Annotated in this window: 8 protein-coding genes; 6 read left to right on the forward strand and 2 right to left on the reverse strand. The window is 33.4% G+C overall.

The window, feature by feature from the left end; translation table 11 throughout:
• Positions 1-3: 3 nt before the first annotated feature.
• Complete coding sequence (locus ABJM36_RS13515; protein WP_348452028.1) at positions 4-3,087, reverse strand: TonB-dependent receptor; 3,084 nt, start codon at positions 3,085-3,087, stop codon at positions 4-6.
• Positions 3,088-3,437: 350 nt separating this feature from the next.
• Positions 3,438-6,521, reverse strand: coding sequence for a glycoside hydrolase family 2 TIM barrel-domain containing protein (locus ABJM36_RS13520; protein ID WP_348452029.1), 3,084 nt, complete (start codon positions 6,519-6,521; stop codon positions 3,438-3,440).
• Positions 6,522-7,155: 634 nt separating this feature from the next.
• Here ABJM36_RS13520 and ABJM36_RS13525 point away from each other — a divergent pair.
• The 6 genes from ABJM36_RS13525 to ABJM36_RS13550 form a co-directional block, all read left to right on the forward strand.
• The gene (locus tag ABJM36_RS13525; RefSeq protein ID WP_348452030.1) at positions 7,156-8,679 is read left to right on the forward strand and encodes an arylsulfatase; all 1,524 of its coding nucleotides are present in this window, start codon (positions 7,156-7,158) and stop codon (positions 8,677-8,679) included.
• Positions 8,680-8,693: 14 nt separating this feature from the next.
• Entirely contained in the window at positions 8,694-10,130 is a 1,437-nt protein-coding gene (locus tag ABJM36_RS13530; RefSeq protein WP_348452031.1) for an arylsulfatase, read from the forward strand.
• Positions 10,131-10,142: 12 nt separating this feature from the next.
• Entirely contained in the window at positions 10,143-13,106 is a 2,964-nt protein-coding gene (locus ABJM36_RS13535) for an alpha/beta hydrolase fold domain-containing protein (RefSeq protein WP_348452032.1), read from the forward strand.
• 20 nt (positions 13,107-13,126) lie between these two features.
• Positions 13,127-15,319, forward strand: coding sequence for a glycosyl hydrolase (locus ABJM36_RS13540; protein WP_348452033.1), 2,193 nt, complete (start codon positions 13,127-13,129; stop codon positions 15,317-15,319).
• Between the two features lie 12 nt (positions 15,320-15,331).
• Complete coding sequence (locus ABJM36_RS13545) at positions 15,332-17,470, forward strand: glycosyl hydrolase (RefSeq protein WP_348452034.1); 2,139 nt, start codon at positions 15,332-15,334, stop codon at positions 17,468-17,470.
• Between the two features lie 148 nt (positions 17,471-17,618).
• The coding region (locus tag ABJM36_RS13550) for a hypothetical protein (RefSeq protein ID WP_348452035.1) at positions 17,619-18,203 on the forward strand (585 nt) is incomplete at its 3' end.

Below are 18,203 nucleotides of genomic sequence, written 5' to 3' on the forward strand. Positions count from 1 at the left end.
ATTTTAAAAAGTAATATCTAAACCTAAATTGAACCTTGTTAATACTGGGTAAGCGCCTGGTTTATTTCCTTCTGGATCTGCATAATCTAAATCGGAAATAGTCCATAGATTACTACCGCTTAGATAAACTTTTAAGGCGCTAATACCAGTTTTACTTTCGCTCATATCAAAGTTATAGCCTACATTCATGTTTCGAAGCTTTATATAATCTAGATCAACAACTCTATCTGTAGTAGCAACAAGTAAATTAGGATTGGAACTACCTAAATGTACCGCAGGAAATTCTGCATCTGGATTATCTGGTGTCCAATAATCTAAATGTTCAACACGGCCTGCCGCTGCAGTTCCGGGTAATGAATAATATAGACTAGAATTAGCAAGACCTTTGTGGCCCTCTATACCATTAATTAAAGCACTAAAAGACCATGCTTTGTACGATGCATTTAACCTTAAACTATAACTATGTTTAGGTGCTGTTGGTAAATCAAATCTTACCATATCTTCTGTGTCGTCACCAATAACAGTACCGTTAGCATTGTAATCGATATATCTGAGGTCTCCTAATCCAGGATCGCCGGCATATGTAGGGTAATTAACTAATTCATCAATATTTTGAAAATAACCATCTGCCTGTAATAGTGCGGTTGTGCCAATAGGTTTACCTGCAACTGTTGTATATGCTGGTGTTCCAGGACCATCGGAAGCACTTTGAGTAACACGGTTTTCATAAAAACCATAAAAACCATTTATGGAGTATGAAAACCCGCCTGGTGTTCTATTCTTGTATGTTAAGGATAGTTCATAACCTTTTCTGTCTGTAGCTCCTAAGTTAGCAAATGGTAAAGCAGCAACAGAACCAAAATATATTGGAATTGTTGCACTTGTTGGTCTAGAGATTAAGTCTTCTCGCTCTTCTCTAAAGAAATCAACACTACCTGAGATTTTGTTTTTGAAAAAACCGAAATCTACTCCAATATTCTTTTTAATAGATGTAGCCCAAGTTAATTCTAGGTTACCTAATTGGTCTATTTCAATAACAGAAATTTCTTGAGTTTGACCTTCACCAAAAAAGAACCTTTGATTTGCTCTTGTATCTACATTGCCACTTGTATAATCTAAGAAACTAAGGTATTGCCAACGTGCGCCATTTAAACCAGACTTGGTTCCAGTTTCACCATAAGAACTTCTAATTTTAAAGTTATTAAGCGCAGGTATATTATCGCTTACAAATTTTAATTTGGCTAAATTAATTCCGGCTGAAATAGATGGGAAAAATTTAAAACGTTGACCTTCGGCAAAAGTTTCATCACCGTTGTATGCGCCTGCCATTTCTAGAAAATATTTTGAATCAAAATCGTAAGTAAAACGGCTTACATAATCTTCATTATAGAAAGGAAATTGGGTACCATTAATTCTCTTGTTTCTGCTAAAAAGCACCAAGCCTGTTACATTATGTTTTCCAAAAGTGCGTCCGTAATCAAGCTGTGTTTTAAAATAGGTTATTTCATTGGTGCCACTTGTTGCTTCATTATTTATATTAAAATCGAAAGGACGCTCGTAATCGGGACCTTCAAAAGAATCCCAAGTACCGTCGCGTAACAAATCATATCTATCTAACCTTACTTCAAGAGATGAATCAAAACCAATTGTTTGCTTAGTTGTATAATTACTTACATAGTTGTATTTAACGCTACCAGTTAAGCCTTCCGTAATAAAATCTAAATCTTGTTGTAGTTCTAAATCTATATTAAAAACAGTGTTAGAATATTTAGAGGCTCCACCAAGATCGTTACCAATTTGAGATGATATAGGAAATCTTATCTCTTCTAATCCTGGATAAAATGGGTCTGGGTATAGAGCTAAGGCCTCTGCAGGGTAATAAGCAATTGTACCTGGAGCATTAGTGAAATAGCCTAAATAATCATTTTTATCGTTGTCTTCTGATGTGCCAGATTTATTTCTATTTTCAATACGGCTACTAATACTTGTTTTTAGTCGTGTGGTTTTAGATAAAGTAAAATCTAAATTACCTCTAAATGAGTATCTTTTAAATTTAAACTCAGGGTCGTAATTAAAATATTGTCTTGAAGCCGTAATATCGCCTTCTTGTAAATATCCAGCAGAAGCATAATATTTTACGAATTCGGTTCCACCTCTAACAGAAACCGTTTGATTATAACTTGTTGCATAATCTTCGGTTGCAAAATCTACCCAATCTGTATCTGGATAAATATATGGTAAATCACCATCTCTCCAGTGGTTTAAATCTTCTTCTGAACTAAATCCATTTGAAAAATCAACATCATTATATAAAGCGACATTACGAAGACTTTCGGCTTGATAAGCATTTAAAGAATTATATTTGTCTGGGTATGTTTTTACAGAAAATTGGCTTGATAAACTTACTTTAGGTTTTCCTATTTTACCACGTTTGGTTGTTATTATAATAACTCCGTTTGCTCCTCTAATTCCATAAACAGCGGTTGCAGAACCATCTTTTAAAATACTAACACTTTCTATATCTCTTGGGTCAATATTAGCAAATCCACCAACAATCTCTACACCGTCTACCAATATTAGGGGGTCTGCGACACCACGGATAAAAATATCCCCATCATCAGCGCCAGGTTCTCCCGAATCTTGAACGATTGTAAGTCCTGGTGAAAGACCACTTAAAGCATTAGTTACATTAGGAGTACCTGTTTTTAATATGTCTGTTCCTTTTACTTGACCAATAGCACCTAAAACACTTTCTTTTTTTTGTTGACCATAACCAACGATTACAATTTCATCTAACTCAGATTTATCTTCTATTAATAAAACATTTAAATTAGTTTGGTTATCTATTAAAATTTCTTGGCTTTTGTAGCCAATATAAGAGAGTTGTAAAATATCTCCTTTTTTTGCTTTAATAGAAAAAGCACCATCAAAATCGGTTACAGAACCAACAGAAGTGCCTTTTACTATGACATTAACACCTGGTAAGGGCATTGCTGTTTCATCTTTTACTGTTCCAGTAATGTTTTGAGACCATACTGAGCCAAGACTAAAACAACATAAGAAAATGGTAATAATTTTCAATTTCATAATTTAGTTTAATTAGTTAATTTTATTTAACTTAAAGGAAACTGTCCTTTAAAAGTTGGAACGAAAATAAAAGATGTTTAGGGTTTTATTTTCTCAATAAAGGGGTAAAAATGTTACTAAAACGTTAACAAAACGTTTTAATGCGTTGGTTTTTAGTGTTTTGGTTTGTTTTTTTTTTTTGATTCTTTGAATTAATAAAATTTCAAAATTAAAAATGAAAGTGTATATTGTTTTTTGTTGTAATTATAACAATAACTCTAAAAGAAATCTTAAGAAATTAATCCAAATCTATAGTCTTTATAATGAAATGTTTGACTTACTTAATCGTGAGTAGATGGAACTTTTTTTAATTAATTAAATGCGATCTCATCTATATAAAATATGCCGTTATCCAAACTTTCAATGGTTACGGTATTTGCACCACGATCTATTTTAATTGGAATCTCAATAGTATTCCAAGATTTCCCTGGATTATCTGTGTTTTTTAAATTTAGTTTATTTTCAACTACGTTGCCATTAACTATAATTTTAATAGCATTGGATTCTTTTGTTTTTGTACTGTAGCGGATGTGTAAATTTGAATTACCTGCCCCTCCGTCATTTTCTTGATACCAAGAAATAGAAGATTGTTTTGTAGTCATTATTACAAAGCCTTTTCCGTTAAAGTTCTCTCCTTTTGATGAAATTACGGCATGCTTTAAAGTAGCTTCTTCTGCTTGTTCTCCTATTTTTCTATTTTCTTCAATTGTGTCATTCCAAGTAAAACCTTCGTTTATTCCAAATTTTTCTTCCAATATTTGAATTGGTTTATCATCAACTACAACTAGCGCTTTTACGGTAGTCTCTAAACTTACTTCAAAACTTGCTTTATAAAGTGTGGATTGTTTAGTTGGTGTTGCTCCGTTAGTTGTGTAATAAACCTTTATTTGTGGGTTAATTTTATTACCTCTTAAATTGATAATTTTGTTATCGATGGTTATTTTATTAGAAGTAATTAATTTCTTTTCTCCTAAAATACTACTCGCTAATAAATTAATATCTCCTGAGTCTTTTGTGCTTGTAATATACGCACGAGTTAATCCATAAAATGCTTTTCTGTGGTTTGGTCCAACATGCTGTTCTACGTCTACAGGACTTCCATTATCTAATGCTTTAATTTTACCGGCGCCAATAACATTAAAGTATGTTCTATTTTCTCCATAGGGATACATAGTTCCTAGTTCATCTGTAGTGGTTACACGAACTTGAACAATATCATTAGGTTTGTTAGTTAAAGGTTTTCCGTCTATGGATAGTTTAATGTTTGAAGGGTGGTTTGCTGTTTTAATCACTTCTTCTGAAACTACCTTTCCATTATTATAACCAACGGCTTTTAAGGTTCCTGGTTGCCATTTTACCATCCATTGGCACTGCATGTTCTCCCAATTGGTTCCTGGTTTTTGTTTACCTAAAGATGTTCCGTTAAAAAACAACTCAACTTCATCAGTATTTGAATATACCCATACTGGAATTTCTGTCCCCAAAGCTACTTTTGGGTGCGTCCAATGTGGTAATATATGCACCATTGGTTTTGTAGTCCATTGGCTTTGATATAAGTAGTATAAATCTTTTTCAAAATTTGCTAAATCTATAGCGCCGCCCATAAATGCTTTAAAAGGCCAACCACCATGAACATAACTGGCTTCTCCTATATAATCGTGACCCGTCCAACGGAAAGAACCGGCATAAGCAGGAATATCTCTTAATTGCGCAATGTTTAAACGAGAGGATACTCTAACAGTGGCGTTATCATAACTAGAGTTAAAGATTTGTTTTCTATTCTTTTTTTGATCTTGATCAATCCAATCATGAGTAAACACTTCTTCCTTAGTTAAATCTGCAATAAAATATGGTCTTTGGTTTTTATTTGGAAAACCATCTCTAAACCAGGTTTTAGTTCTGTAATAGCCTCTAACTTGCCAAGTGTGTGTGTTTTCGGTTCCTATAAAAACTTTTCCTTTTTGGTGTTTTTCTAGGTTTTCCATAAACCCTTTCTTTTCGCTTCCTCCGTTTACACCTAATACATTCATGTTATCCGAACCAGAGTGACCAGATGTTACAGGGCGTGTAGGGTCTAAAAGGTTACAAGCTGCTACCAAATCTTTAGCGATTGCTCCTCGGGTTTCGTTACCAACACTGTAAATTACAATTGATGGATGGTTTCTATCTCTCTTAATCCAATCTGTTAAATCTGTTTTCCACCACTTGTCAAAATGATGTGCTCCATAATCATTTTTAGCTTTTTTATGCCATCCATCAAATATTTCATCCATTACCAACATACCTAATTCATCGCAGATATCATAAAAATCAGGTGTTTGTGGGTTATGGGCTGTTCTAAAAGCATTAACCCCCATGTTTTTTAGCTGTTGAATTCTAAAACGTAATATTTTATAGGGTACAGCTGCTCCCAATGCTCCTGCATCTTGGTGATTACAAACACCTTGTAGCTTTACATTTTTGCCATTTAGCCACATTCCGGTTTCTGCTTTCCACTCAATATCCCGAACTCCAAATTTAGTTTCGACAACATCTACTGTTTTTCTACCTACTTTTAATTCTGTTTTTAAAGTATATAAATATGGAGATTCAACAGACCATAAATTGGGGTTTTTAAGCTCTAGTTTTGTTTTTACCAAGGCTTCATGCTCGAGTTTATTTTTTTCTTTTGAAGTAGCAACCTCGTTTCCATTTCTATCAACAATAGTGGTAATTAATTTTACATTTTCGCAATCTTCTGCCTTATTAAACAATTCTGTTTCTACAAAAACTGTGTTTCCTTCTGTTTTTACAAAAATTCCATCTCTTTTTACATGGGTATTATTTTTAATATCAATCCAAGTATTTGCGTAAATCCCACTACCGGTATACCAGCGTGCCGATGGTTGTTTGTTATTATCTACACGTACAGCAAACGTGATGGTTTCAGAGGTTGCTACGGCCTCACTAATGTCATAAGCAAATGAAACCCAACCATAAGGCCTAGTGCCTAATTCTTTTCCATTAGCCCAAACTGTACTGTTCATAAAAACACCATCAAAGGCAATTTCAATGTGTTTACCTTTCCAATCTTTAGGTACCGAAATGGTTTTTCTGTACCAACCAAAACCTGCCGGTAAATAACCACATTGCCCTGCCATTGGGTTATCTTTGTCATACTCGCCTTCAATGCTCCAATCATGCGGTAAGTTTAATGTTCTCCAAGAAGCATCCTTATAACTAATCTTTTCTGCTCCTGGCACATCTTCTTGTATAAACTTCCAATTAGCATTAAAACTAAACCTCTTAGTACTTGGTTCTGTATTAGCAAACAAAGTGTATGCCCATCCTAAAGTAAATAAGAGAATAAAACTTGTAGAACGTATGGTTTTAAAATTAAAGTGGCGGTTTATCATGTTAGTTTAATGTTTAGTCGTTGCTTGTTTTGTAATTATTTAAAAATAAATGTTATTAATTAAGCGGTATAAATGATATTCAAATATATTAAGTTGTTAGATAGTTTGTTTATCAAATATGCCCCACAAATGTTGCAAAAAAAAATAAAAATTAATTAATGGCAATGGAATATTGACATGTTAATGCAGTTTCTAAAATTAAATTACATTCTACCATGTTTAAAAAGTGTAAACTAATAAAGTGCTACTATGTTTAACTTTTTTGATACTTAGATTATTAATACAAATAGTGGACTATACTATAAGTATTTGCACTATATGGTATGGAAATGAAGGTTAAACAAAAAACTTATTTGGTATAAATACTAGATGTTTTCTTTTAAGATATTTCCATTGATGAAACCTCATAATTTATGGATTACATGTAATTAGGCAACATTTACCCCCCTCAATTGAGAAGTTTAAATACGGTTTAAGATATAAATTTGTAACAGCCACTTTATTGGTTTGATTATTAAATGCTTGATCAAAACAAACACTTTAAAGGAGAAAGATAAAATTCACTTGTCTTAAAGGATATTATGAACAAATAAGAATAACTAATAGAAAAAAGAAAACAGCTTATTAATTAAAAATGAGAAAAATAAAACTTACTGTATTCACAATAACAACCGCCATACTATTTAATTTTAACTGCAAAGGTAATAGGGAAACAAACTACGGAATAGTCAACAAACAGAATCCAAACATTGTTGTTATTTATCTTGACGACCTAGGTTATGGAGACCTTAGTTGTTATGGTGCTACCGCATTGCAAACCCCTAATATAGACGCTTTAGCAAACGGAGGAATAAAGTTTACCAATGGCTATGCATCTTCAGCCACTTGCACACCTAGCCGTTATGCGATGCTAACAGGGATGTATCCTTGGAAGAATAAAAACGCTAGAATACTACAGGGAGATGCACCATTATTAATAAACCCTAATCAGCTAACATTACCAAAACTGCTTAAAAAAGCAGATTACCAAACAGCTATTATAGGGAAATGGCATCTTGGTTTGGGAAATGGATTTGTGGATTGGAATGAAACCATTAAACCGGGACCTAATGAAGTCGGCTTTGATGAGGCATATATTTTAGCCGCTACACAAGACCGAGTTCCAACAGTATATATTGAAAATGGAGATGTGGTTAACTTAGATAAGAGTGATCCTATTGAAGTTAATTACAAAAAGAATTTTAAAGGTGAGCCAACTGCAAAATCTAACCCCGAAATGGTGAGTATGAAATGGCACCACGGACACAACAATAGTATTGTAAATGGAATTCCTAGAATTGGCTATATGAAAGGTGGTGAAGCAGCAAAATGGTCTGATGTAGATATGGCTGATCACTTCTTAAAAAAGGCTCAAAACTATATAAAAGAGCATAAGAATAATCCATTTTTCTTGTATTATGCCATGCAACAACCTCACGTACCAAGAACCCCTCATCCTAGATTTGTAGGTAAATCTGGAATGGGCCCAAGAGGAGATGTTATTTTAGAAGCAGATTGGTGTATAGGTGAATTTATTAAGACTTTAGAGGAAGAGGGTGTTTTGGAGAATACGCTAATTGTTTTTTCTAGTGATAACGGTCCTGTTTTAAATGATGGCTATTATGACGATGCTGTAGAAAAATTAGGAAATCACGATCCTAAAGGCGGTTTACGTGGTGGCAAATACAGTTTGTATGAAGCTGGTACACGAGTACCTTTTATTACGTTTTGGAAAGATCACATTAAGCCAGGTGTTTCTGATGCTATTGTATGTCAAATGGACTTACTAGAATCGATAGGCCAACTTGTTGGAGTCGATAACGAAAAAACGGATAGCCAAGAGGTGTTAAATGCTTTGTTAGGGAAATCTAACGTAGGGCGTGATCATTTAATTATTGAAGCAAATTCTCGTACTGCTTTACGAAGTGGCGATTGGATTTTGATTCCGCCTTATAAAGGCCCGTCAATAAACAAAAAGGTGGGTACAGAATTAGGTGTCTCATCAGAATATAAATTATTCAATATCACAAAAGATGTTGGGCAAAGAAATAATTTGACTAAAGAAAATCCAGAAAAATTAAAGGAATTGATTCAAATTTTTGAAAAGCTAAAACAATAAATCAAAAGTTAAGTATGCCTAAAAAATATTGTAACCTTGTAGCAATTGTTGTATTAACGTTCTTTAGTTGCAAGACTACCATTATTGATAAACATGTAAAAAAGCCAAATATCATTTTTATTATGGCAGATGATTTGGGTTATGGCGATTTGGGCAGCTATGGTCAAACCAAAATAAGAACTCCAAATATTGATAAAATGGCTGCAGAAGGCATGGTTTTCACAAATCATTATTCAGGTTCTACTGTTTGTATGCCTTCCCGCGCTAGTTTATTAACAGGGTACGATCAAGGTCATGCTAGTGTTAGAGGAAATCCTGTTTGGACTCAAAGTGGTAATCCTGTAAATCTTAATAGAAATGAAATAACCGTTGCTTCCGAATTAAAAAGAGTAGGATACAAAACCGCTGTTATTGGTAAATGGGGGCTCTCTGAAGGTGAAACGAATCAAAACTTGCCATCAGAACATGGTTTTGATTATTTCTTAGGTTATAAAAAACATAGACACGCTCATCACTACTATTGGGATACTTTATATCGTAATAATGAATCTTTTGTTTTAAAAGGCAATAACTATGCGCTAAAACAAGGGGAGTATACCCATGATGTTTTTATTAATGAAGCATTAAGCTATGTAGAGCGAGAGAAGGACAATCCGTTTTTTATGTATTTAGCCTTAACTATACCTCATTTAGAGTTAACAGTACCGGAAGCATCTAAAAAACCATATGAAAATTTAGGATGGCCAAAACGTAAAATGAATACAAATGGCCACTATAAAAATGACCTTGAAGGTAATGTAACTTATGCAGGTATGGTTTCTAGGATGGATAGAGATATGGGACGTCTTTTTAAGAAGCTAAAAGCATTAGGGATAGAAGATAATACTATTGTTTTCTTTACTAGTGATAATGGTCCAGAATACGAAAGTAGAGATCGGTTTTTTAATAGTAATGGGCCTTTAAAAGGAGGGAAGCGAGATTTATATGAAGGTGGTATTCGCGTACCATTTATAGTTAAATATCCCGGTAAAATTGCTCCTAATTCAATAAGTAATCATATTTCTGCATTTTGGGACTTTTTGCCAACTGCTTGCGAATTGGCAGGTATATTACCTTCCAACAAAAATATTAACGGTATTTCATTGGTTCCAGAGCTTTTTGGAAATCAAGAAAACCAACAAAATCATGATTTTTTGTATTGGGAATTTAATGAAAGACAAGGACCTATTCAAGCCATTCGAAAAGACCAATGGAAGTTAGTATGGAAACTCGAAGGAAAACCAGAACTCTATAATTTATCAGTAGATATCCGGGAAACTAATAATCTTGCTATGCAAGAAACAGAAAAATTAAAGGAAATGTTAAACCTTTTAAAATCTGCTAGAACTCACCATTCAGAATTTCCTTTAACCACAAGGGCATTAGCACTAAAAAAACGTAAGCACAATTAAACTAAATAACCAATGAAAACTAAACTACTATTCCTTATTACATTCTTTTTTATTTTTAACACATTTGCCCAATCTGAAACATGCGGGAACATTATTAACGACACGTTTGATAGCGGAACTATTACTACAAACGGTTGGACAGAATACAATACAGAAGGAAGAGTTACTGTAGAAAACGGTAGACTAAAATTTAATCATAACACAACAAAACCTTCTGCTTATAGAACTTTTACACCTATTACTAAAAACACATCTTTTTCTTTTGATGTAGCTGCTTCTCGTAATTCAGTTAATTGTCAAATACACTTATTATCTTCTACAGGTAAACACTTGTCTAGTATTGCTGTTGGAGTAAAAACTGCTTCTATAAAATATGCAAGTACTTTTAGAAACAACATTCCTAATGATTTCTTAGCTGGAGATCCACCAGGAGGTCTTTTTACCAACACAACATACAATGTTAGATCTGAAATTGATTTTGAATCTAAAACAGTATCATTTTATAATGATAATGTTTTAATGGCTGCAGATATTCCTTTTTTAGAAGATGCAGAAGATATTGCCAAGATTGACATTCAGCTAATTTATATGTATAGTAACAACGGGCAGTTTTATTTTGATAACATTTCCGTGTTAAGTGGTGATGCTAATCGTTTAGAACTAACAAGTAATACCATTGATGCAGAAACTTTAATCAATTCAGCATCTATAGGTAACGACTATGATCAATATCCACAATCTAGTGTTGATGCTTTTCAGGCAGAAATTGACAAAGCAAATATTGTAGTAGATAATTGTGATGCTCCTTCTGATGACATAGACACAGCTTTGATAGATCTTGAAAATGCTCAAGAAATATTTATTGCAGCCAGAAATAGTGGTCTTGTTTTATCATTAGAAAATGCAAAAGGAATTGTGACAGATAATTTAGGGTCTGTAATTCGATGGGAAAATCAAGTTGATGGATACGGTGATGCTGTACAAAACGACACAAATTTAGGAGCAGAAGAGTCTCAAGAAACCTATCCTGGTAAAACAACGGTTCTTTTTAATAAAGAAGGTTCTTATTTAGAACTGGAAGGGAGTAGCAATCATATTTCTGACAATAATTACAGTGTTTTTTATGTAGGAAAAGCGGAGAACGCTACAGCAGACAAACCAGCATCTTTATTGGGGAATTACGATATGAGTGGTGGTTTTTCTAACTCTAAAGGAATTAGATTTGTAAAATTACAAGATGGTAAAATTGGTTTTGATTACGCTCGTCCTAATTACACTAGAGTAAATCTAGGTACCAATGATATTCCTGCAGATGACTATTTCTTTTTTGGCTTTACTATGGATGCCTCTGGTAACTATAAATATTTTGATAGTAGCTCTCCGGTTATATCCACAGGACAAATTACAAATAGCATGCATGTTAACTCTAGTGAAAATCTAAAATTTAATATTTTCGAAGAAGTAGCAGGTGCCAAAACCTACAACCATACTGAAGTTGTAGAGTTGGAGATGTATGATTTAGCTCTTAACGAAATAAAATTTCAAGAACAATATGATAGATTGGCTTTGGAATATGCAGACCTAGTTAAGTCAGCATTTTCAATTACAGAAGTGCTACCTTTAACAAGAACAAGCCTTCCTCAAGATGGAGATATCACAATTACATTCAGTCAAAATGTTGATGATAGTTCAGATTACCCAAAAATATTTATTAATAAAAGTGACATTGAGGCTAGTGGAACATGGAATTTATCACCTGCTAATACTTTAACTTTTTCACCCGATGAAAATTGGCCAACAAATGCATTAGTTACAGTTAAAATACAAGACGGACTTAAATCTACTGATGGTGTTTTTGTTGGTTTGGCAAAAGGAGATACTTATAATTTTATTGTAGAATCAGATAAGATATATGAGTATGTAAACTATGAATTAGACGAGCCTATTGCCACCGTAGATTACCCTATAACAGGACATAAATTACCTTTAAAATTAACCACTCCTGTTATAAATGAAAACACTACAGAAAAGTTTCCTGTACACATTTGGGTTCATGGAGGTGGTTGGTCTGGAGGTACTCAGGAATCATCTAGCGCATCATACTCTCCACATGGCGATTACTTAGCTGAAAATTTAGGTATTGCCACTTTAGGTATTTCATATAGATGTTCGGGGTCTAGTGGAACCTTTTCATTAGCGATGGAAGATGTTATTACTGCCTATCAATGGGCTTTAGATCATGCAGAAGAATATAATTTTGATATGACCAAGGTCTTTTTTAGTGGAGGCTCTGCAGGAACACCTTTGGCTGCATTAGCTTCTCAACAACTCCCTAATGTATTAGGATTTATAGGCTTTAATGGTATTTATGACTTTGTTAACGATTCAGGAGATTTTGGTGCAGGAAATTGGTACAAGCAAAACATTCCAAGTGAAGAAGAAAATTCGCCTATTTTTCAGTTAAGTGAAAATCCTCCTGCAACAATTATGATGCATGGCGATGCAGATACAACCATATCTCATAATCAAAGTATAAGGTTTGCCGATGCTATAAATAATAAAGGAGGTAGTGCTGAGGCCGTAATTTATCCTGGGGAAGTACATGCTTTTTTTAATTTAGGAAAACCGGCTTACGAAGATGTTTTAATTGAAATGGTAGCCTTTATAACTGGAATATTGGAAGAAGCTAGTTTAAGTACAAAAACTATTGATAACGAGCACATAATAAAGGCGTATCCTAACCCGGTAAAAAAAAGCGGGCTTTTGCACATAGAACTGGGAGATAGTAGTAACAAAAAAAAAGTAAAGGCACAGGTAATTAACTTTTTAGGGCAAGTAGTATTGGATTTTTCAGCCGACTCAGTTACTAATTTTAAGACTTTAGATGTTGATGCTAGTAAGCTACAAAAAGGAACTTATTTCCTTAATATAAAAATAAGTGAAACTTCAGAGACAATAAAGTTTGTTGTTCAATAATCAACCTTAATTTAAAATTTATGAAAACTAAACTGCTAAACATAATAGCGCTTTTTTTTGTGCTTTATACTTTTGCTCAAACCAATTCTTGTGGAACAATTGTTAATGATACTTTCGATAACGATGGTGCTATACCTAGTGAATGGACTGAATATAATACTTCTGGAAAAGTTACTGTTGTTGATGGTAGATTAAAATTCAACCTTCAAAATGATACTCCTTCTGCTTTTAGATCTTTTACACCAGTGTCTAATGATCTTTCTCTATCTTTTGAGGTTGAAGGAAGTCGTAATACGATGAATTATCAAATAGATTTAGTATCGTCAGAAGGAAAGTTTATTGCTAGTATTGCTTTAGGTAAAGGTACTTCCGATATTAAATATGCAAACTCTATGGAAGGGGAATCCCCTTCTGGTTATATAGCAGGGGTTATTGGTACAGCTAAATTTGTAAAGAACACTACTTATGCTTTATCTATGTACATAGACTTTGAAGACCAAACAGTAGACTTCTACAATTCTGGAGTATTAACTTTAGAAAACATTCCTTTTTTAGAAACTAGTAGTGACTTTGGGAAAATTGATACGAAACTACTTTATATGTATAGTAATAACGGAACTGTTCATCTTGATAATGTAATGATTACAGAATCTAGTGAACTTAGGGTTTCATTAGCAAATGCTATAGAATCGTCAAAAAAAGTAATAAATTCTGCTGTTGTAGGAGATAAGTATGGACAATACCCTCAAACTTCTATAGATACTTTTCAACAAGAAATCAATGATGCTGATGTAATCATAGAAAATTGTGAGGCTACTTCTAATGAAATTAATAACGCTATCGCTGCTATTCAATCTGCTGAAGAAAATTTTGTAGCAACAAAAATAAACGACCCTGTATTAAAATTATATAACGACTATAACTTTACAGGTACAGAACACGAAGTTTATTGTGGTTATTACAATGGTGATTTAGGTGAATATGAAGATTGGGCCGTATCATTCACCTTAGAGCAAGGATACATGGTTACTTTTGCAGAAGATGTAAACGGTCTAGGTTTTAGTAAAATATATATTGCTCAAGATCATGCTCTGGAAATTAATTTACCGAATGAATTGCAAGCGTCTATTTCTTTCATGCGTGTAAGTCCTTGGTATCCTGTAGGTAAAAAAGGAAGTTTAGGAAACGTAAAATGGACCACGTCAGATAACTATAATGCTACCTGGCATTACGATTGGGGGTTAGGATCCAATAGTCAGGGTTCAGAATATAGTACTCCAACAGAGCAATTTGTTCCAATGGCTTGGAGTAAAGGAGACAACTGGACTTCAATCGAAAAAATGGAGGCTATTGGTCAGAATATGGCTTTAAATCACCTTATGGCTTTCAATGAACCGGATAACTCAGGTCAATCAAACCTAACTGTAGAACAAGCTCTAGAAGCCTATCCTAAACTATTGGCATCGGGACTTAGGCTTGGGGCTCCTGGTGTTGAAAACATTCAATATAGTTCTACAAACGATTCGTTTAATGAAAGTTCATGGATAAAGGATTTTATGGACGGGTGTGTTGAACGTGGTTATCGTGTTGATTTTATTCCTGCTCACGATTACGTACGTCGGTCAAAATCAGCCTTTTTAGAGCGTTTTAAGGGGTTGCATGATCGTTATGACCTACCAATATGGGTTACAGAATATAATTATGGGAACCCAAATATGGGATCTCCAAATATTACAGTAGAACAGGGGTATAACAATATAAAGGGGTTAACAGAAGTCCTAGAAAGTGCTGATTTTATTGAGCGCTATAATTGGTACTACTTTTTTGGAGCATCTACAGGTATTGGAGGTATGGATAATGGTCAATTAAACATTACTGGACAGTTCTATAGAGATTTAGAGTCTCAAAACCCTTCATATATTCAAGAAGTTTATGAACAAGGAGAGTTAAGTGTTGCCATGGTTGATATCAATCGTGGTTTACAAATTTTTCCTAACCCTGTAACAGATGGTACAGTTACGGTAAAAGTTAATAAGTCAGACCTATCTAAAAATATAATTATTAAAATATTGAGTACTACCGGGCAGGAATTATTAAAATCTAACAACAACTCTAATCAAATAGATGTTTCTAATCTAAGCAATGGCCTTTACTTAATTCAGGTAATTTCAGGAAAAACAAATGTGACTGAAAAAATTATAATTACTAAATAATTACTAAATATTATGAACAAACTAAAACTAGTATTATTATCCTTTCTATTTGCTTTTAGTAGCTATGCACAAACAAATACCTGTGGTCTAGTAATTGAAGATACCTTTGATAGTGGTACAGCTGCATCTAATAACTGGACAGAATATAGTACTTCAGGAAAAGTTACTATTGTTGATGGTAAACTAAAGTTTAATCTCAACAACGACACCCCTTCAGCTTTTAGAACTTTTACTCCAACTTCAAACAACCTTTCACTTTCTTTTGATGTTGAAGGAAGTAGAAATACTATGAATTACCAGATTGATTTAATTTCATCAACAGGTAAGTTTATTGCTAGTATTGCATTAGGTAAAGCGACTTCAGATATTAAATATGCTACTTCTATGGGCAATGCAATACCATCTGATTATATAGCAGGGGTTATTGGTACTGCTAAATTTGCAAAGAATACTACTTATACTTTGGCTATGTATTTAGATTTTAATGACCAAACAGTAGATTTCTATAATTCTGGAGTTTTAACTCTAGAAAACATTCCTTTTTTAGAAACAAGTAGTGATTTTGGAAAGATTAACACTCAATTACTTTATATGTATAGTAATAATGGAACTGCTCATCTTGATAATATAATAATTATAGAGTCTAGTGAACTTAGAGTTTCATTATCTAACGTTGTAGAATCATCTAATAATGATATCAACACAGCATCTATAGGTGATAAGTATGGTCAATATCCGCAATCTGCAGTCAATGATTTTCAAGAATCTATTAATAACGCTACTACCGTGCTTGAAGATTGTGAATCAACCGATACTTCTATAAACAATTCAATTTCTGAGCTTGAAGCGGCACAAGTAACCTTTGCTAATGCTAAAGTGAACAATCCTGTTTTAAAAATTTATCCTGCTTATAATTTTTCAGGAGAAGAACATGAAATGTATTGTGGCTATTATAACGGAGATTTAGGTATGTATGATGATTGGGCTGTCTCCTTTACTTTAGAAAAAGGTTATATGGTAACTTTTGCAGAAAATATTAATGGAACGGGTGCTAGTAAAGTTTATGTAGCAGCAGAAAATGATTTACAAATTAACCTACCTGTAGACTTGCAAAAAAAAGTATCATTTATTCGTGTTGGACCTTGGTTTGACATTCATAAAAAAGGAATGGCAGGTAAAGGTATAGATGTTATCCAGGAATTTAATAATTCATGGCATTACAATTGGAGTATATCTGGTAATGATGTTGGTGAAGCTAAATTTGTTCCTAATCAATGGGGAGGTGGTACCGTTACAAACGCCGTAAGTTTAGGTAATAGAATGGATATTGCCCATTATATGGCTTTTAACGAACCTGATGGTTCTGAACAAGCTAATATGACAGTGGATAAAGCAATTGAAAAATATGAAGCTATGTTGGCTTCTGGCTTACGCCTAGGGTCGCCTGCTAATAAAGACAATGCAAGTGGTGGTGTATGGCGTGATGAGTTTATGACTAAAGCCGAAGCTAATGGTTTACGTGTAGATTTTATTGTGGTTCATTATTATAAAAAGACGTCACCATCAAATTTTTATAATTGGCTAAAAGCGATTCATGACAAGTGGAAACGCCCTATATGGATTAAAGAATTTAATTACGGTGCTACTTGGACCAGTCAACCTGCATCAAATGAAGATGCAGGCAATGGATTAATTTCTTATATGAATATGTTAGATGATACAAGTTTTGTAGAACGCTATTCTGTTTTTACCTGGCAACCAGATAAACCTATTTATTCATTAATGGAAACTCGTACTCCAGTAACTCTTAGTCGTTCGGGTATTATGTATCGCGACCACCAATCGCCACTAGCATATACGCAAGAAGTATATGAACAAGGAGAACAGCTATCGGTTGATAGTAATTTATTAGAATCTGAGGTTTTAATATATCCTACTATAGTAAAGGATGGTTTTTTAAATATGATTTATGGTAGTGAAATTAAGAACGTAAAAATAGATTTAACAATATATAATAGTGTTGGTCAAATTGTAATTAAAGATACTAACATTAACGAAAAAATAGATGTCAGTAAACTTTCTAGTGGTTTTTATATAGTTGAATTAGCATCAGATATGGGATTATACACTAAAAAAATTATTATCAATTAACCTTTTTATATTCAAAACTAATAAACCGCAAAGGTTGGGAGGTAGCAATTTGTAAGTATTAAATGAATTGCAACAATTACATACCTTAATTGAGAATCATAAAAAAAATAATACCTCTAGTTTTGTTTTAAACTAAATTAAACTAATTATGAATTTAAAAAACTACCTAAATATTAAACTATTAATCATCTTATTTATATGTATTTCTGGTTCTACATCATTTAGTCAAACTATTTATACCAATGATATGGATTATGTGTTGGGCGATGTAAAACAAGCATTTATTACAAATAAAGTGACTACTACCGCACAAGCTGATAATTTACTGTTGGGCTTTAAAAAAATGAAAGTAAATGGTATTCGTATTCCTATTTTTGGTAGAGATCTTAATGGTGTAGATTTAAACCCTAACAAACCCATGATGGATTATTTTTATACCCAAGCTTTAGCTCAGGGGTTTGATATTTTTGCAAATCCAGCACAAGGTGGAGGAGGTAAAAGAATAGCAAATAATAGACTTAATGGAAATGGTGCTACCGAAGGTGCAGACGCTTCTGTAAATGGTGTGCAAGCGGCAACAGATGAACTTATTGCTAGGATGCTAGAATTTTCTGCAGAATATCCAGATTGTAAATGGTTAAATCCTTTTAATGAAGACGGACGTGCAACAAGTAGTACGTGGAGTGTAAATCAAATTAATTCTATTTATGCTGCGCTTTATAATAACGTAAAC

The sequence above is a fragment of the Algibacter sp. genome (genome assembly GCF_039977455.1).
In the GTDB taxonomy this organism is placed as follows: Bacteria; Bacteroidota; Bacteroidia; order Flavobacteriales; family Flavobacteriaceae; genus Algibacter_B.